Genomic DNA, 16,069 nt, shown 5'->3' with positions numbered 1-16,069 from the left:
CAGAAAGCCAAAATCGAGTGGAAAAAAGGCAAGAAATAGCAAAAAATATAGTTGATACAATATAAGTATATTTGTATTTATAATAATTAATACGCATAATCATGTTTTTTAGTACAATTATAAATATGATTACATGTGTACTTGTATTTGATATGATTTATACAAAATATAGATATTAGAAATTAATTTAACATATATGTAAACCAAAAAAAGATAATATGCTATAATAAAACAACTTATGTGATATTTTACTATATAAATATTAAAGGAGATAAAATGAACTCAAGAAAAAAATTAGCAACTATGGTTTGTGGAATTGCACTAACTTGCTTTGGTATATCAGCTAACAACCAAGTAACACCGGTTCATGCTGCCGTATCTTCTACACCAAGTGCAGGTAATGATACTTCTACACCAGGTGTAAGTAATGGTACCTCTACACCAGGTGCAGGTAATGATACTTCTACACCCGATGCAGGTAATGATACTTCTACACCAGGTGAACTACCAACACCAAAAATTGGACTTAAGTTATACTTAAATAGAGCCTCATATCAATATACTAAAGCAGGTAAACGTGTACCAAAAAGCAAACTTTCCAAGAAAAAGACAGTTATGAGTAATGGTAAAGTTTACACTATTAAAGGCAAAAAGTATTATTGTATTGGGCATAATAGATATATTAAAGCAGTTAACGTGCTCCCATATAGTAAAAAGCATGATGAACTACTTAAGTTATATTTAAATAGAGCGTCATATCAGTATACTAAGACAGGTAAACGTGTACTAAAAAGTCTGCTTTCCAAGAAAAAGACAGTTATGAGTAATCGTGAAGTTTACACTATTAAAGGCAAAAAATATTATCGTATTGGTCATAATAGATATATCAAAGTCGCTAACGTTGTTACCCCTTATTAATGATTAGGAAGATTAATAATTGAATTAGCAAATGTACAACTAATTGCCCAACGTAGAGCGGTATTGTAAAAATAGAAAAATACCCTAAGTTCGTTTGAACTTAAGGTATTTTTTATACAATTGTATTTAATTAAACTGCGCATAACAATATAGAGTTGACAGTTTATGTTGAGGTTTAGTTACTTAAATAGTGATTGGAGTAACCAATAGCGGTTATTTAAGCTAGTTTCAGCAGGCTTTGACCTTTTAGCTTTTCTAAATTTTTACATAGGAGGCTTACGATACTGATGTTTACTGATTGCTTCTTTTTTGCTATTTTTGTATCAATAAGTCTTGAACTTATACAAATAATTAATAATAGGTGGATAAAGTATGAGGCTTAACTAAGCAAATAGTCAAATTGTTTTAAGAATAATCTTTCCTGACTATTGACATTAGGAGTTTTATAGCATAAATTAATCAATAATTAAATTATGATTAAATAAAACAAGTAGGAGAACTTTTTATGAAACAACGAGTAGAAGATCTTGATTGGAAAAACTTAGGTTTTGTGTATCGCGATTTGCCATATCGCTATGAAGCAAAGTACAAAGATGGTCAATGGCAGGAAGGTAAATTAGTCGAAGCTTCAACTTTGACTCTGTCTGAAGGAGCTGAAATTTTACATTACGGCCAGGAAATCTTTGAAGGTCTAAAGGCTTATCGTAGAAAAGATGGTAAGATTAACTTATTTCGCCCGGAGCAAAATGCCCATCGCTTTACTTTGTCGGCGGAGCGCTTGGCGATGCCACCATTTCCAGAAGAACAATTTGTGGCCGCAGTTAAGCAAGTCGTTTTGGCTAACCAAGAATTTGTACCACCATATGATAGTGGCGCCACCTTATATTTACGGCCATTCATGGTAGGCACTTCTAATGTTTTGGGCGTTCAAGCCGCCAATGAATATACTTTTCGTATTTTTGCCGTACCCGTTGGCGCATACATTAAGGGGTTAAATCCGGCGGCTTATATTATCAGTGACTATGATCGGGCTGCTTATGCTGGGACAGGTCAAGCTAAGACTGCTGGCAATTATGCCAGCAGTTTATTGCCGTCAGTTGAGGCGCATCAAAAGGGTTATGCTGATTGTCTTTATCTTGATCCCCGCGAGCATAAGTATATTGATGAATTTGGCGGGGCTAATTTCTTTGGCATTACGCCAGAGGGGCAATTTGTGACACCTAAATCCCCGTCGATTTTGATTTCCATTACTAAAAAATCATTGCTGGAATTGGCTAAAAAGCAAGGCTTAAATCCAGTTGAACGTAAGATTACTTTAGCAGAGGCTTTTGAATTGAAAGAAGCAGGCGCCATGGGTACAGCAGCTGTTATTTCGCCAGTTGGGTCAATCACTTACCAGGGGCAAAAGCATGTGATTTATAGTGAAAAAGAAACCGGTCCGATTACAACCAAGCTGTATCAAGAATTGGTTGACATTCAATATGGTAACGAAGAAGGACCGGAAGGTTGGGTACAAGAAATTAGTGAATAAGGGAATAAAAAAATGGATACTCTATTGATTATTTTTCTCATTTTAGCTTTTGAACTTTTACCAATAGACTCTTGGCTTAATAAGCATAATCTAATCTATGTTACCCCTATTTGCTATAGTTTATTGCTGATTTTGATTTTACTACTTTCCGTATTTGGTTTTGCGGATGCTTTCCATTGGTACGACTATGTAATAGCAATCATTGCCCTTATTTATGAATGGTTGGTACTTTTTAAACGTATTCGAAAAAATTAGGTATCTTAATAAAAAACAAGCGGCAACGATTATGATGGTTGCCGCTTTTATTTACTGTCATAAATTGAAAAAATTAACTAGCAATTAATTTTTTAATACGGATTGATAAAGTACTTAGTTTGACGAGTAAAAATAATTCAAATAAGACAAAGAAACCTAAGCCAAAGTATCTTGCCCAGCCACTATTGCCATTACTAATATCAGTCATGAGCATTTGAATTAGTGGTAATGGAAATAGCGTTGTGAGTAATATTTGTCTGCGAATGCGTTTTAAATAGCTTAACTTGGAGTCGTTATCTGAATAAAGTTGAAAGTCTCCTTGAACTGCGGGACGCCGGAAATAGATCCATTGGCCACTTTGAGCAATTTTTTCGGCACCGGTCTCTTCAATAAAATTAATATAATCTTGTTGTTTCGTTTTAAAAGCTTGAGGATCAAGAAAATCAATGCGATAAATATACTTGGGCTTTTGATTAGTAAAATAATATAATAACCCCTTAATTTTGGTTAACTGCCAGCCAGCTGTTGCCATTTGATTAAGCCAAGTTTCTTCTTGTTTGTCACTAAAAAATAGCCGGAACTTCCTCTTTTCCAATTTAGTTATCCTCCATAATTTTGTGCCCATTATTTACTAATTCTTCTAATCGCTTAAGTTCATTGATTACAATTTCTTTCCCTTGGGAAGTAATAACGTATTGTTTTTTGTGATCAATGTTGTTTACGGGCAAGGCTTTAATCCATTGATTTTGCTCTAATTTATTTAGTGCCCCATACAATGTACCTGCAGCTAGCATGACTCTGCCGTCAGATAGCTCAGCAATTTTCTTCATAATGCCATAGCCATGTAATGGTTTAAATAATGATAATAGGATGTAGTAATAGGCTTCTGTTAAGATGATATGTTCAGGATGCAAAATTGACACGATTCTTTTTTATTATTAGTATATCGGCATCCGATATATAAGTAAAGTATAAAATAAATTTTAGTAAGTACTCGCTAGTAGCGGTTGGTTAACATACAGAAAACTAGCATTACCTAATTATGACCAAGTTATATCAAGAATTGGTTGTCATTCAATATGGTAACGAAGAAGGCTCAGAAGGTTGGGTACAAGAAGTTAGGGAATAAGGGAAAAGTGAGGTAACTTTAACCATTACCATGTTTACTTGTAATTAATTAAAAGATCAGTACAAAAGCTTAGCTACCAATGCTTTGGTAGCTTTTTTATGGTATTGAGAATATTAATTTCAAAAAAATGTTGCATATTTCAGTCGAAATATGCATAATTCACTCGTAACATATTTCAATTGAAATATAAGAAGGAGGTAAGGATGGAGAAAAAACGACAATCTGTTCTTGATATGAATTGTGATGAAGCAAGAAAATTCTTTATGAAAGAAGAAAGTTATTGCTCTTTGCAACTTCCAGAGTATTTTTCCTTTAAACAGGTTCTAGCACAGGCTGAAAAAAAATTAAGGCAAAAAAAGCCAGTATCATATGATGCTAATAAAATTAGTGACGTACAAACTAATAAAAATAGCGAGGAAAATAGTCAAGAAATAAATCACACAATTATTATAAACAAAGATGGTAAATATGATTGGCGTCCTATTAAAATTGTTCATCCAATTGCTTATGTTGACCTTGTAAATATAATAACTACTAAAAGTCATTGGAATCAGATTTTACGTAGATTTGATTATTTTAGAAAAGATAAGGCAATAAGATGTATTAGTTTACCGAGACAAGCTTTAGGAATACACAATAATAATACAAAAGAAAATATATTAAATTGGTGGGAAGAATTCGAGCAATATTCTATTGAAGTGGCTCTCAAATATTCATATTGTGTTCAAACAGATATAACCAATTGTTATGGATCAATTTATACGCATACCATTGCTTGGGCACTAGAAGGTAAAGATAAAGCAAAAGATAACCATTCTAATAAGTTATTAGGAAACATAATAGATACTAAAATAAGAAATATGCAGAATCGTCAAACCAATGGGATTCCACAAGGTGGGGCATTATTTGATTTTATTGCAGAAATTGTGTTGGGGTATTCAGACCAAGTTTTGTCTACTAAAATCAACAGTAATAGCATTACTAAAGGAAAAAAATATCAAGTTATTAGATATAAAGATGACTATAGAATATTTGCGAATTCTAAAGAAGTAGCAGATGTAATCACTAAAATGTTGGCAGATACTCTATTAGATTTAAATATGCACCTTAATTTAAGGAAAACAAAAAGCGGTGATGACTTAATTGGGATGGCGATAAAACCAGATAAGTTGTATTGGAATCATCGGAATATAAATATTTTTTCTATTGATAAATCAGCTAATGAGAAAAATAAGCAAAAATATTCGATAAATTATCATATGAATTTGCAAAAACATTTATTAGAAATATATATTTTATCAAAAAAATTTCCAAATTCAGGAAGTATTAAAAAAGCTTTTTCTGAATATCTAGATAGAATTGATAGTTTAGATGTATTACCAAGTGATTATAAACAACTAATAAGCATTATTGCTAATATAATTATTGTAAATCCTAATGCTATTCCACAAGGAGTTGCAATTATTAGTCATATTTTTGCTCTGATGAAAAAAAGTGATTCAAACGATGTACCTGAAAATTTTCGAAACTTTATTGACGAGATTCTTACCAAATTGCATACAATTCCCAATACAGATTATTTAGAAGTATGGTTGCAAAGAATAAGTGTGGCTGTTGATAAAGAATATACCAAGTATAATTCTCCACTATGCCAAAAAGTCCGTGATAATAAAAATGTTATTTGGGATTCGACTTGGCTAAAGGAAGATTTTATAGAGGATTCTGTTATAGATGTTGAAAAACTTGATAAAATTCAATTATCAATACCTAAGGATAATGTAAATCCATTTTCTGTAAGTTATTAGTTAAATCAACCAGGGAGTTTCAATTGAAATTAGAAAAAGCAGTTAATTTCTTTTCAGGGCCCAATAGTATTGAGCTTAAGAAGAAATACAATAAGTACGAAACTTATACCAATGAAGATTTAGAGTTTGATCTTTATCAAGGTTATCGTACAAATGATGTCAAAACACAAAAGTCACCAATCTTAAATGCTGGGGACCTAGTAATCAACATGATGACTAATCAAACGGCCATAGTTTCGCCCCATTCAGCGGGCAAAGTGATCCCCCAGCACATTACTAAATTAACTTTTACGAATCGTGGGGATAATTGGTATTTGTGTTACTTATTAAATGAAGCGCAATCAATGAAACGACAATTATATAGTACAATGGAAGGTACAGTCTTACGCCGCGTAACGCTAACCAGTTTTAAACAACTTGAACTTAATTTGCCAGCATTAAGTAAGCAACAAAAAATAGGAGAACTATATCGCTTATTGTTAATTAAGGAGGGCTTGCAAAAAGAGCGGCAAGAGAAAGAAAAACAAGCAATTATTAGTTTACTTAATAAAAACGATATTAATGGAGGACCAAAATGACAACTACAACTAGTCTAGAACAAGGATTGTTTAGTGCAGCTGATGCATTACGTTCAAAAATGGATGCAAGCCAATATAAAAATTACTTATTAGGAACAGTTTTCTATAAGTACTTATCTGATCGCATGCTTTATTATGTGTTGGAATTACTATCTGATCAGCCAGATGGAACATTAGAGCATGCACAACAAATTTATGAAGAAAATACTGGTGATCAAGAGCTAATCGATGAATTACGGCTATCATTAGGATATATTATTGAACCTAAATATACTTATAACAGTATTTTGCAGGCCGTTAATAATCATACTTTTCAAGTTAATCAATTAGGCGATGCCTTTAATAAACTAGAAAGTATCGCGCCAGATTTTGACGGGTTGTTTAATGATTATGATTTGTACTCCAACAGTTTAGGTAGTACTGCGCAGAAGAAAACCGATACGATTGCTAATGTGCTCCAAGCAATTGGCAAAATCGAGTTGGTCAAGACACCAGGGGACAGTTTAGGCGACGCCTATGAATACTTAATCAGTCAATTTGCTTCTGAATCTGGTAAAAAAGCCGGTGAATTTTATACCCCGCAACAAGTTTCGGAATTACTGACGCGCTTAACTTTAGTAGGTAAGGATTATCGTAATGGCATGGCGGTTTACGATCCGGCAATGGGTTCAGGTTCGTTACTTTTGAACTTTAAAAAGTATGTGTCCAATCCTGAGCGCATTACCTACTATGGCCAAGAAATCAACACCTCGACTTATAATTTAGCCAAGATGAATATGATTTTACACAATATTGATCAAGCTAACCGCCGTCTTCGTAACGGTGATACGTTAGATGAAGACTGGCCAGCTGAAGAAGTTAATAATTTTGACGCCGTAGTCATGAACCCCCCATATTCACAAAAATGGGCTGCGACAAAGGGCTTTTTAGATGATCCGCGCTTTTCCTCATTTGGAGTATTACCACCTAAATCTAAAGCTGATTATGCCTTCTTGCTTCACGGCTATTACCACTTGAAGCATAGCGGCGTGATGTCGATTGTCTTACCGCACGGAGTATTATTTCGGGGTGCTGCCGAGGGCAAAATCAGGCAAAAACTTTTGGAAAGTGGCGCCATTGATGCTGTCATTGGCTTACCAGCAAACTTGTTTTATAGTACCGGTATTCCGACCGTCATTGTGGTGCTGAAGAAAGATAAACCAGACCGGGATGTAATGTTTATTGATGCTTCCAAGGATTTTGAAAAAGTCAAAACGCAGAACAAATTGCGTGAAGCAGATATTGAACGTATTTTAGCCACTTATGCTAAACGCGCAGATGTTGATAAGTATGCTCATCTGGCTAGTTTTGACGAAATTAAAGAGAACGACTTTAACTTGAATATTCCTCGCTATGTCGATACTTTTGAAGAAGAGCCACCGGTTGATGTTAAGCAGTTAGCCGCCGAGATGCGGACTATTAAAGAAGAGGAAACTAAGGTCACAACTGAACTTAAGCAGGCAATGGCTGAATTAGTTGGTACTGATCCGGAAGCGCAGCAGTTGCTTGAGCAATTAAAAGATATTTTATAGAATATATGGTGAAATAAAATGAATGAACATCAATTAGTGCCGCATATTAGGTTCCAGGGCTTTGCGGATGAGTGGGAAAATTCTATTTTAGGTAAAATGGTAAAGTTCTTAAATGGCAGAGCGTATAAACAAAGTGAATTATTAGTTGAAGGAAAATATCCTGTATTAAGAGTTGGCAATTTTTATACTAATGATTCTTGGTATTATTCTAATTTAGAGTTACCTAAATCTGCTTATGCTAATAAAGGTGATTTGTTATATACATGGTCGGCAACTTTTGGACCACATATTTGGAATGGTAATAAAGTTATTTATCATTATCATATATGGAAGATTGAACTTTCCTCTTACTTAGATAAGAAATTCCTTTTACAGTTATTGATTGATGATAGGGCAAAATTACTGATTAACACTAATGGTTCAACAATGATTCATTTAACTAAAAGTGAAATGGAAAGAAAAATAATAAAAGTACCACAATTATCTGAACAACAAAAAATTGGCAACTTGTTTGCCAAGCTCGATCAGTTACTTGATTTGCAGCAGCAAGAACTCGACCAGCTGGACTTGCTGAAAAAGACCCTACTACAAAATTTGTTCCCGGCACAGGGTACCAAAATACCAGAACTACGTTTTCAAGGCTTTGCGGATGAGTGGGAAAAGAAAAGACTAAAAGAGATTTCAAAAATTGTAGGTGGAGGAACACCTGATACTAAAAATTGTGATTATTGGGATGGAGATATTAATTGGTATTCACCAACTGAAATAGGAAATAAGCCATATGTTTATTCAAGTAATAAAAAAATCACTAAGTTAGGTCTGAAAAAGAGTTCAGCTAAGATTCACCCATCAGACACAACAATTTTATTTACTAGTCGAGCGGGTATAGGTGATATGGCAATTTTAAAAAAACCGGCAGCGACTAATCAGGGATTTCAATCTATCGAATTAGTAAATAGTACTTATCCATATTTTATATATTCATATGGCTTTGAAATTAAGCGCCAAGCGAATACCCTAGCTTCAGGGTCCACATTTCTGGAAATATCTAAAAAAGATATGGAGAAAATCACTTTAAACTTGCCTACTTTAGATGAGCAACAAAAAATTGGCACCTTCCTTGCCAAACTTGATCACTTAATTGAACTTGAACAACAGAAATTGGACAAGATTAAACAAGTTAAAAAGGCACTTTTACAAAATATGTTTGTTGAATAACGAGAAAGAAGATTAACATGGCAGTAATATCAAGTAATGAAGCACAAATGGAAAACGCCTTGATTGAACATCTCACTCAAGGTGTTAATCAATGGCATTTGCGGGATGATTTAAGAACAATCCCCCAATTGTGGGCTAATTTCTTTAAAATTCTAGAAGCGAATAATCATAATCAACTGCATGATGTCCCTTTGACTCCTAATGAAAAAGCAACCATTCGCACGCAGATTACTCAACCTAATTTTTACCAGGCCGCTAAATTTTTGTCAGGTGCTAATCGGCAAGTACGCCACCACTTAAAGCGTGATAATTCTGCTTTACCAGATGCCGATTTGTTAATTCTAGACAATACTAATATTGCTGGGGGCTCAACTGTCTATGAGGTGGTTCATCAAGTTGAAGTTAATGCCACAAATATTTCTCCTTTGGACCAAGATCGCCGCTTTGACGTTACTTTGCTCATTAATGGTTTGCCACTGATTCAGATTGAGTTAAAGACTCCTAAATACCCTTATATGGATGCCGTTAGACAAATTCAAAAATACATTGATGAAGGTAAGTTTGGTGACATTTTTAACTTTGTGGAAATGTTTGTCGTCACTAACGGGACGAGCACGCGCTATATTTCCGCTGGACCACAGCTGAATAAGAACTTTTTAACTACTTGGCTGGATGAAACTAAAAAGCCAGTCGATGACTACTTGGATTTTGCTCATGCAGTTTTATCAATCCCTATGGCGCATCACATGATTGCTGATTATACGGTCTTAGATGATAAAGCGCAAAAACTGATTATGTTGCGGCCGTATCAAATTCAAGCGATTCAGGCTATTTTTACAGCTTCTAAAAAACGGCAATCTGGTTTTATCTGGCACGCAACAGGTTCTGGTAAGACGTTGACTTCTTATAAAGTGGCCCGTAACTTATTGCAGATTCCAGCAATTGACAAGACCATTTTTCTTATTGATCGGAAAGACTTGGATATGCAGACAACAACTGCCTTCAAGACTTATGCCAATAACGATACCATTGATATTAATGATACTGCCAATAGTTATGAATTAGCGCGCAAGCTAGGGGATGGCAATCGCAGCGTGATTGTAACAACGAAGCAGAAAATGCAAGCCCTTTTTAAGCAAATGGAAAGAGATTCTAAAAGAGCTAAGCAATATGCAAAATTAAAAGATTTACAATTGGCTTTTATTGTTGATGAATGCCACCGGGCAGTGACCCCAAAGCAAAAACGGGAATTAGATAAATTTTTCTATCGTGAACCATTATGGTATGGCTTTACCGGTACGCCAATTTTTGCAGAAAATGCTCGCGCAGAAAATGGTCAAGAAGCGCGGACGACAGAGCAATTATATGGCCCCATCTTGCATACTTATACTATTGAAGATGCTATTCATGACCATAAGGTTTTTGGTTTTAACATTGATAATCAAGGTGACAATAACTCAAGTGACAATGACGCTCGTTATTTGACTACCGGGCATATGCAAGCTGTTGTCCAACAAGTTTTAAAATTAGCTTATCGCAAACAAGGACTCAGTAACGGTCAGCGTTACGCGGCCATTTTCTCTACATCATCAATTAAGCAGGCGCAAAAATACTACTGTCTATTTCGCGAAGCTATTACCAATGGTGAAGTTCCACACCGAATTAAGAAAATTGCCCCTGATTTTCCCCGCATTGCTATTACCTATTCTATTTCGCAGAATGAAACTGAATCAAAGGCTAACCAAGAAGAAATGAAGTCGTCCTTAAACGATTATAACAACTTGTTTCAAACTAACTTCTCAATGGCAGAACTTGGCAGCTATAATCGCAACGTCAACGACCGTTTAGCCGGTAAAGAAAAGCAATATCAAAAACCAGGTCAATACCTTGATCTGGTCATTGTAGTCGACCGACTGTTAACCGGTTTTGATGCGCCGCGTCTTTCGACGCTGTATCTTGATCGACCACCAATGAATGCCCAAAACTTAATTCAGGCTTTTTCAAGGACTAATCGCATTTATACTGATAATAAAACTTGGGGTCAAGTAGTAACCTTTCAAGATCCAGAACAGTATAATGAAGCAATTGATAATGCACTTGCACTCTATGCCGCTGGTGGCAGTAATGATGTTCTGGCACCTGATTGGGCTATATCGCGCAAGCGTTATTTGAAAGCGCGAGCCAAGATGGATAAATATGTAGATGATTTGGCAGCTTTAAGTTACCTTGAGAATGCATCTGCTAAGGAGCAAAAGGAATTTATCAAAACCTTCCAAGAATATGACAAAGCTCGTGCAGCTGTTGAAACATATGATGAACTGGACCAGCAAGATAATCTACCACCAGCTGAACAAATAGATGTTGATGATCTCCCAGCAGATACATTAGCTAAACTTCAGGGAACGTATAAAAACCTTCTTGATAAAATGAAAGCAGATAACGGGCCTGACGAACCGGCTGATCTTGACCTTGATGAAGATTACGAGCTTGAATCCTTCCATACTAAAGAAGTCGATGAAGGCTACATTATGGCTTTAATCAAAAGGTATCTTTCTGATAGTATTAAGCAGTCAGCTTCTGCTCAAACTGACGATGAGTCTATTCAAGTTGATAGCTATCTTGACCAATATGAAAAAACGAACAAACCGCGAGCCGCGCACATTCGTTCACTGTGGAGCGATATTCAACGTGAACCGCAAAAATATTCGGCTGACCAAGTTGAGGATGTTCTTGAACAGTCAATTGCTAAGGAAAACGAGCAGACCTTACGCCAGCTTGCAAAACAATTTGGATTAAATTACAGCAATCTGCAATATGTTGTTAAGAATTATGATCCTGATGTTAAAACATCCAAAGGAATGAGCAATTTAACTAGCAAACAATATTTTGAAAAGTATCGAGCAAATAATCCTGCTAGTGAATTAACTAATTGGCTGAAGTGGAAGGCGGAAGTCCGTGAAAGTGTTAAAGCTGTTTATACCACTAAGATTAAACCATTAGAAACAGAAAACTAAAAAATAAGCGATGCCTATATATCGAGTATATAACTAGGTATCGCTTTTATTAATTGAGCAATTTTTTTAAAATAATTAATAATAGTATTTTCTATTTTACTATCCCCCTGACGATAACTTTTAGTAATACTTAGTATTAAGTAATTGGTATTTTAAATTAAATGATTTTTGTTTAATAATTAAAATATGCAAAGATTATGATAGGGAGAGGGATAATGAATAGTATTAAGAACCACTACTTTACAGGAGAACGAATCCTTTTTGGACTTAAAAAAACCAAATTAGCAGGCATTGTTTTTGGAGAAGGTGAGTCACCGCTCAAAGAAGCGCATAATCTGAATATTAAAAATTCAATTTTCAAATGGAAATATCCTTTGTGGTATGACACCGATATTGAAGTTGAGAATACTACGTTTGAAACCATGGCGCGCAGTGGCATCTGGTATACCCAAAATATTAAAATGACGAATTCAGCCCTTCAGGCTCCTAAGTTGTTTAGAAGGTCAGCCGGCATTAAGTTAGATTACGTTCATTTTGCTAATGCTGAAGAAACAATGTGGAACTGCCAAGATATCAAAATGACCAATTGTCAGGTTAATGGCGCTTATTTTGGTAAAGATAGTGAGAATATTTATCTTGACCAGGTAAGTATTATTGGCAACTATGCTTTTGATGGCGCAAAAAATGTTGAGGTACATCATTCCACCTTAATTTCAAAAGATGCCTTCTGGAATTGTGAAAATGTGACTGTCTATGATTCCACAATTGTTGGTGAATATTTGGCTTGGAATAGTAAAAATATTAAGTTCATCAATTGTAAAATTGAAAGCAATCAAGGTTTAAATTACATTAATCAACTTAAAATGAAAAATACTAGCTTGTTTCATACAGACTTAGCTTTTGAATATGTATCAAAGCTTGATGCTGAAGTGACGACTAAGATTGACAGTGTCAAAAATCCCATCTCTGGTAAAATTGTTGCGCCAGAAATAGGTACATTAATTATTGATCCCAATAAAGTCTCTCCAGATAAGATTCAGGTTGTATGTGATAAGATCGGTATAAGAACTGTTTGTTCAGATTTAAATCAGAAACCCGAGGATTAAATAATGGAAAATAAGTATGATTTTGTTAATGCCCCTGATCGGCGCCAAACTGATTCAGTAAAGTGGGCTGTTCAAGCTGAGGAGTTACCCATGTCGCTTGCTGATATGGACTTTAAGACAGCTCCCGAAATTATTGCAGCACTGAAAGAAAAAATTTCCTTAGGTTGCTTTGGTTATGAATGGCCAAGAGATAATTATTTTGAGGCTGTTGCTGACTGGTATGAAAAAGAACACAATCAGCGTCCTAAAACTGAGTGGATGCTGTTTACTACTGGAGTAGTGCCAGCTATTTCTGCAATTGTGCGTCGTGTATCGCAAATTGGTGACAACGTTCTAGTACAAGCGCCAGTTTACAATATTTTTTATAATTCGATTGAAAATAATGGGCGACATGTTTTGAGTAGCGATTTAAAGTTTGCTGATAATGAATATCACATTGATTGGCAGGATTTAGCAGCAAAATTAGCCCAGCCGCTGACCAGTGTAATGATTTTTTGTAATCCGCATAATCCTATTGGCAAAGTATGGACTAAGGCAGAAGTGCAACATTTAGCGGATCTTTGCTATCAAAATCATGTTATCTTACTATCAGATGAAATTCATGGCGATTTAGTCAGAAATGGTAAAGATTATACACCGGCTTTTGCAGTTAATGGCGAAAGTCTAATTCAAGTTATTTCGCTAGTCTCCCCAAGTAAAACTTTTAATGTGGCTGCGCTCCATGCTGCTACAATCATAGTGCCTGATGCTAATTTGCGAGCACAGGTTAATCGCGGAATAAATAGTGATGAAGTAGCAGAACCAAATTTATTAGCAATTCCCGGAACAATTGCTGCTTACGAGCAAGGGCATGAGTGGCGGCAAGCTTTACTTACGCAATTAAGAGCTAATTTTGCTTATGCAACAGATTTTATTGCCCGGGAAATATCTAGTATACAAGTTGTTTCAGGGTCAGCAACCTACCTACTTTGGTTAAATGTTGGACAGTTAAGTAGCAATTCTTCAGAATTAGCGGCTTATTTACGGCAAGAAACAGGATTAGTTTTAGCATCAGGCAATGTTTATCGTGGAAATGGCAGTCAGTTTTTGCGCATAAACTTGGCGTGTCCGTTAACCATGCTTCAAGATGGCTTGAACCGTTTAAAAACAGGGATTAATTCTTGGATAACTTTATGTAATACGAAAAAATAGAAAAAGCCTTGTTCTTTTAAGAACAAGGCTTTTTTATTAAGTAGAAGTATTATTTGTGTTGGCTATTTTGAAATTTTTTAGCTAAATCAATAGCGGTTAATACATAATCCAAACCAGAAACAACTGAGACAACTGCCTTTTTAGTGCTAAAAGTGCCTTTGAAAATCAATGGTGCTTGCGTACTAAGTGCAATAAAAAGGACAATAATTAATAAATTAGTTGCTGAAAATGGACCGCTTTTTTGATCAAAACGATTTAATAAGTTTTTAATTATGTTAATTGTTTTGGGTGAAAGTTTCATTTTGTCAGCTAGTAATCTTAAAAAAGTTTGATTTTTAAAAATAGGTACTAATTCAGCATTTGCTTTATGTGACAATTGAGTTAATTGCTGTTGTACATGTTTGTGGCTTTTAGCAAAATTAAGTAGTAATTTTTCCACTTGTTCTAAGCCTGATTGAGTCCAAGCGTAATTACGATTGAGTAATTTTTGCCAAATTTTAGGAAAATGGTTAGATGTTTTTTTTACTTGATCAAGTAGTTCTAAAGGAAAATCAACAAAATATTTTTTGATGTCCATAACTCTACCTCCTAGATGGGCACATTATAACAGGGATATTAGTTAAATGAATTAAATATACTTAGTATATATTATAATAGTTAATGTAAAATAGCCTTAGTATTAAACTTAGTTTGGCCATGGTTAAGTTAGTTGCACGTATTACTTTAGATCAAAGCCATTTTTTATTAATTTTGAGCCATTAATTAAAGTTTGAAATACCGATATAATTCATATGTACCACTTGGGCAAATCTTTGCACAATTTTTGTTACAGGCGTAATTGTGTCGCTACCTTGTATGAAGACTGAAAGTTTTTTCCCTGTTAAGCTGTCAAGTTCAGGTTAATCTGATAGATTTTATAATCAACTAAATTGATTTGGTCAAATTTTTTCCCTTGGAGCTAAGCTGCGCCCATTCGACTAGTATTTCCTGCTTGGTTAATTCCAGTACGTGCTCGATTGCTTGTTTTCCTCTTTCTGATACGATATCGGTTGCACCAAATTCTAGCGCCAATCTTTGCCGTTCTTCATGCCGGCCATAGCAATAATTTTTTTAGCTCCTAGTAATTTGGCAGCATGGTAACCGGTGACCATAACATCAGATAAAGTTAATAAATCATTTAATTGATCATCTGTATAGTCTTGTGGTTTTCCAGGAATTTTAACTAATACCCAGTTAGCGTTATGAAACGCTAACTGTTCCCCCTGCTAACCACCATTTGGCTAATTTCCTTTATTAAGACAATCGCCGTCAAATCCAGCTAAACAAGCAGCAATGAGTAAATGGCGCAATTACAAAGTCTCCAGGCTTTAGTTCAGTGCCGGTTTCTTCGACTTGTTCAACGACTGCAATTGCTTCATGGTCAGTTGTGGTATTAGGTTCACGCTGTGCGCGTCCTCTGAACTACCATAAATCTGATCCACAGACTGAGGTACGAACTATTTTTAAAAGAGCATCAGCTGGTGATTTGAGCTTCGGATAATCTTTTGCAACTATCAGTCCGGGTTTAATAAATGTTCCTACTTCCATCTCCTGTTAATTTATAACTTAATTAAAAGTATATTCCCCTAAAGCTACTCTAAGTCAAATATTTGTCAAGGCAAATAAATTGTTAGTTGGAATTTTAGGTATAGGCATATATATTGCTTTATTATTGTAAGCGCTATAAATTAAAGATAGGTTAGTGAAAGGAGAT

The 16,069-nt window shown here is 35.0% G+C and carries 12 protein-coding genes and 1 pseudogene; 9 read left to right on the top strand and 4 right to left on the bottom strand.

What is annotated here, in order from left to right; genetic code table 11:
• Nucleotides 1-276: 276 nt before the first annotated feature.
• Together F5ESL0225_RS07615 and F5ESL0225_RS07610 are read left to right on the top strand one after the other, a co-directional pair.
• Nucleotides 277-918, top strand: a complete 642-nt coding sequence (locus F5ESL0225_RS07615) for an SLAP domain-containing protein (RefSeq protein ID WP_122048193.1) — start codon at nt 277-279, stop codon at nt 916-918.
• Between the two features lie 505 nt (nt 919-1,423).
• Nucleotides 1,424-2,449: a branched-chain amino acid aminotransferase gene (locus F5ESL0225_RS07610; protein ID WP_122048192.1), complete on the top strand. Its 1,026-nt coding sequence runs from the start codon at nt 1,424-1,426 to the stop codon at nt 2,447-2,449.
• Nucleotides 2,450-2,777: 328 nt separating this feature from the next.
• Here the strand turns inward: F5ESL0225_RS07610 and F5ESL0225_RS07600 are convergent, their stop codons facing one another.
• Together F5ESL0225_RS07600 and F5ESL0225_RS07595 are read right to left on the bottom strand one after the other, a co-directional pair.
• Entirely contained in the window at nt 2,778-3,299 is a 522-nt protein-coding gene (locus tag F5ESL0225_RS07600; RefSeq protein ID WP_158592410.1) for a DUF2812 domain-containing protein, read from the bottom strand.
• A 1-nt stretch (nt 3,300) separates the two neighbouring features.
• Complete coding sequence (locus F5ESL0225_RS07595) at nt 3,301-3,627, bottom strand: PadR family transcriptional regulator (protein ID WP_199716456.1); 327 nt, start codon at nt 3,625-3,627, stop codon at nt 3,301-3,303.
• 409 nt (nt 3,628-4,036) lie between these two features.
• Here F5ESL0225_RS07595 and F5ESL0225_RS07590 point away from each other — a divergent pair, with 409 nt between their 5' ends.
• From F5ESL0225_RS07590 to F5ESL0225_RS07560, 7 genes are all read left to right on the top strand, one after another.
• On the top strand, nt 4,037-5,638 hold the full coding sequence (locus F5ESL0225_RS07590; protein WP_122048189.1) for an RNA-directed DNA polymerase: 1,602 nt from the start codon (nt 4,037-4,039) through the stop codon (nt 5,636-5,638).
• 23 nt (nt 5,639-5,661) lie between these two features.
• Nucleotides 5,662-6,216 carry a restriction endonuclease subunit S gene (locus tag F5ESL0225_RS07585; RefSeq protein WP_158592409.1) on the top strand — a complete coding sequence of 185 codons (555 nt, stop codon included), beginning with the start codon at nt 5,662-5,664 and terminating at the stop codon, nt 6,214-6,216.
• Nucleotides 6,213-7,787: a type I restriction-modification system subunit M gene (locus F5ESL0225_RS07580; protein ID WP_122048187.1), complete on the top strand. Its 1,575-nt coding sequence runs from the start codon at nt 6,213-6,215 to the stop codon at nt 7,785-7,787. Before F5ESL0225_RS07585 ends, F5ESL0225_RS07580 begins: the two co-directional genes overlap by 4 nt.
• Before the next feature lie 18 nt (nt 7,788-7,805).
• Complete coding sequence (locus F5ESL0225_RS07575; RefSeq protein WP_122048186.1) at nt 7,806-9,005, top strand: restriction endonuclease subunit S; 1,200 nt, start codon at nt 7,806-7,808, stop codon at nt 9,003-9,005.
• A gap of 17 nt (nt 9,006-9,022) precedes the next feature.
• Nucleotides 9,023-12,019 (top strand): HsdR family type I site-specific deoxyribonuclease, encoded by a 2,997-nt coding sequence (locus F5ESL0225_RS07570; RefSeq protein WP_122048185.1) that lies wholly within the window; start codon nt 9,023-9,025, stop codon nt 12,017-12,019.
• Nucleotides 12,020-12,234: 215 nt separating this feature from the next.
• Nucleotides 12,235-13,125, top strand: a complete 891-nt coding sequence (locus tag F5ESL0225_RS07565; protein WP_122048184.1) for a DUF3737 family protein — start codon at nt 12,235-12,237, stop codon at nt 13,123-13,125.
• Between the two features lie 3 nt (nt 13,126-13,128).
• Complete coding sequence (locus F5ESL0225_RS07560; RefSeq protein ID WP_122048183.1) at nt 13,129-14,316, top strand: MalY/PatB family protein; 1,188 nt, start codon at nt 13,129-13,131, stop codon at nt 14,314-14,316.
• Nucleotides 14,317-14,365: 49 nt separating this feature from the next.
• Here F5ESL0225_RS07560 and F5ESL0225_RS07555 read toward each other — a convergent pair whose 3' ends face one another.
• Nucleotides 14,366-14,893: a hypothetical protein gene (locus F5ESL0225_RS07555; protein WP_122048182.1), complete on the bottom strand. Its 528-nt coding sequence runs from the start codon at nt 14,891-14,893 to the stop codon at nt 14,366-14,368.
• A 416-nt stretch (nt 14,894-15,309) separates the two neighbouring features.
• A pseudogene (locus F5ESL0225_RS08465) lies at nt 15,310-15,903 on the bottom strand (alcohol dehydrogenase catalytic domain-containing protein); the annotation flags it as partial.
• Between the last annotated feature and the right edge of the window lie 166 nt (nt 15,904-16,069).

Origin of the sequence: Lactobacillus sp. ESL0225, assembly GCF_003692905.1 — a bacterium.
Lineage (GTDB): Bacteria > Bacillota > Bacilli > Lactobacillales > Lactobacillaceae > Lactobacillus > Lactobacillus bombicola.
Note: the sequence above shows the minus strand (reverse complement) of the source record. Positions and strands in the feature narration are given on the sequence as shown.

Excerpts from the sequence above, each read along its gene's own strand:
- F5ESL0225_RS07615 (WP_122048193.1), top strand. The coding sequence starts at position 277 with ATGAACTCAAGAAAAAAATTAGCAACTATGGTTTGTGGAATTGCACTA.
- F5ESL0225_RS07610 (WP_122048192.1), top strand. The coding sequence starts at position 1,424 with ATGAAACAACGAGTAGAAGATCTTGATTGGAAAAACTTAGGTTTTGTG.
- F5ESL0225_RS07590 (WP_122048189.1), top strand. The coding sequence starts at position 4,037 with ATGGAGAAAAAACGACAATCTGTTCTTGATATGAATTGTGATGAAGCA.
- F5ESL0225_RS07580 (WP_122048187.1), top strand. The coding sequence starts at position 6,213 with ATGACAACTACAACTAGTCTAGAACAAGGATTGTTTAGTGCAGCTGAT.
- F5ESL0225_RS07575 (WP_122048186.1), top strand. The coding sequence starts at position 7,806 with ATGAATGAACATCAATTAGTGCCGCATATTAGGTTCCAGGGCTTTGCG.
- F5ESL0225_RS07570 (WP_122048185.1), top strand. The coding sequence starts at position 9,023 with ATGGCAGTAATATCAAGTAATGAAGCACAAATGGAAAACGCCTTGATT.
- F5ESL0225_RS07565 (WP_122048184.1), top strand. The coding sequence starts at position 12,235 with ATGAATAGTATTAAGAACCACTACTTTACAGGAGAACGAATCCTTTTT.
- F5ESL0225_RS07560 (WP_122048183.1), top strand. The coding sequence starts at position 13,129 with ATGGAAAATAAGTATGATTTTGTTAATGCCCCTGATCGGCGCCAAACT.
- F5ESL0225_RS07555 (WP_122048182.1), bottom strand. The coding sequence starts at position 14,893 with ATGGACATCAAAAAATATTTTGTTGATTTTCCTTTAGAACTACTTGAT.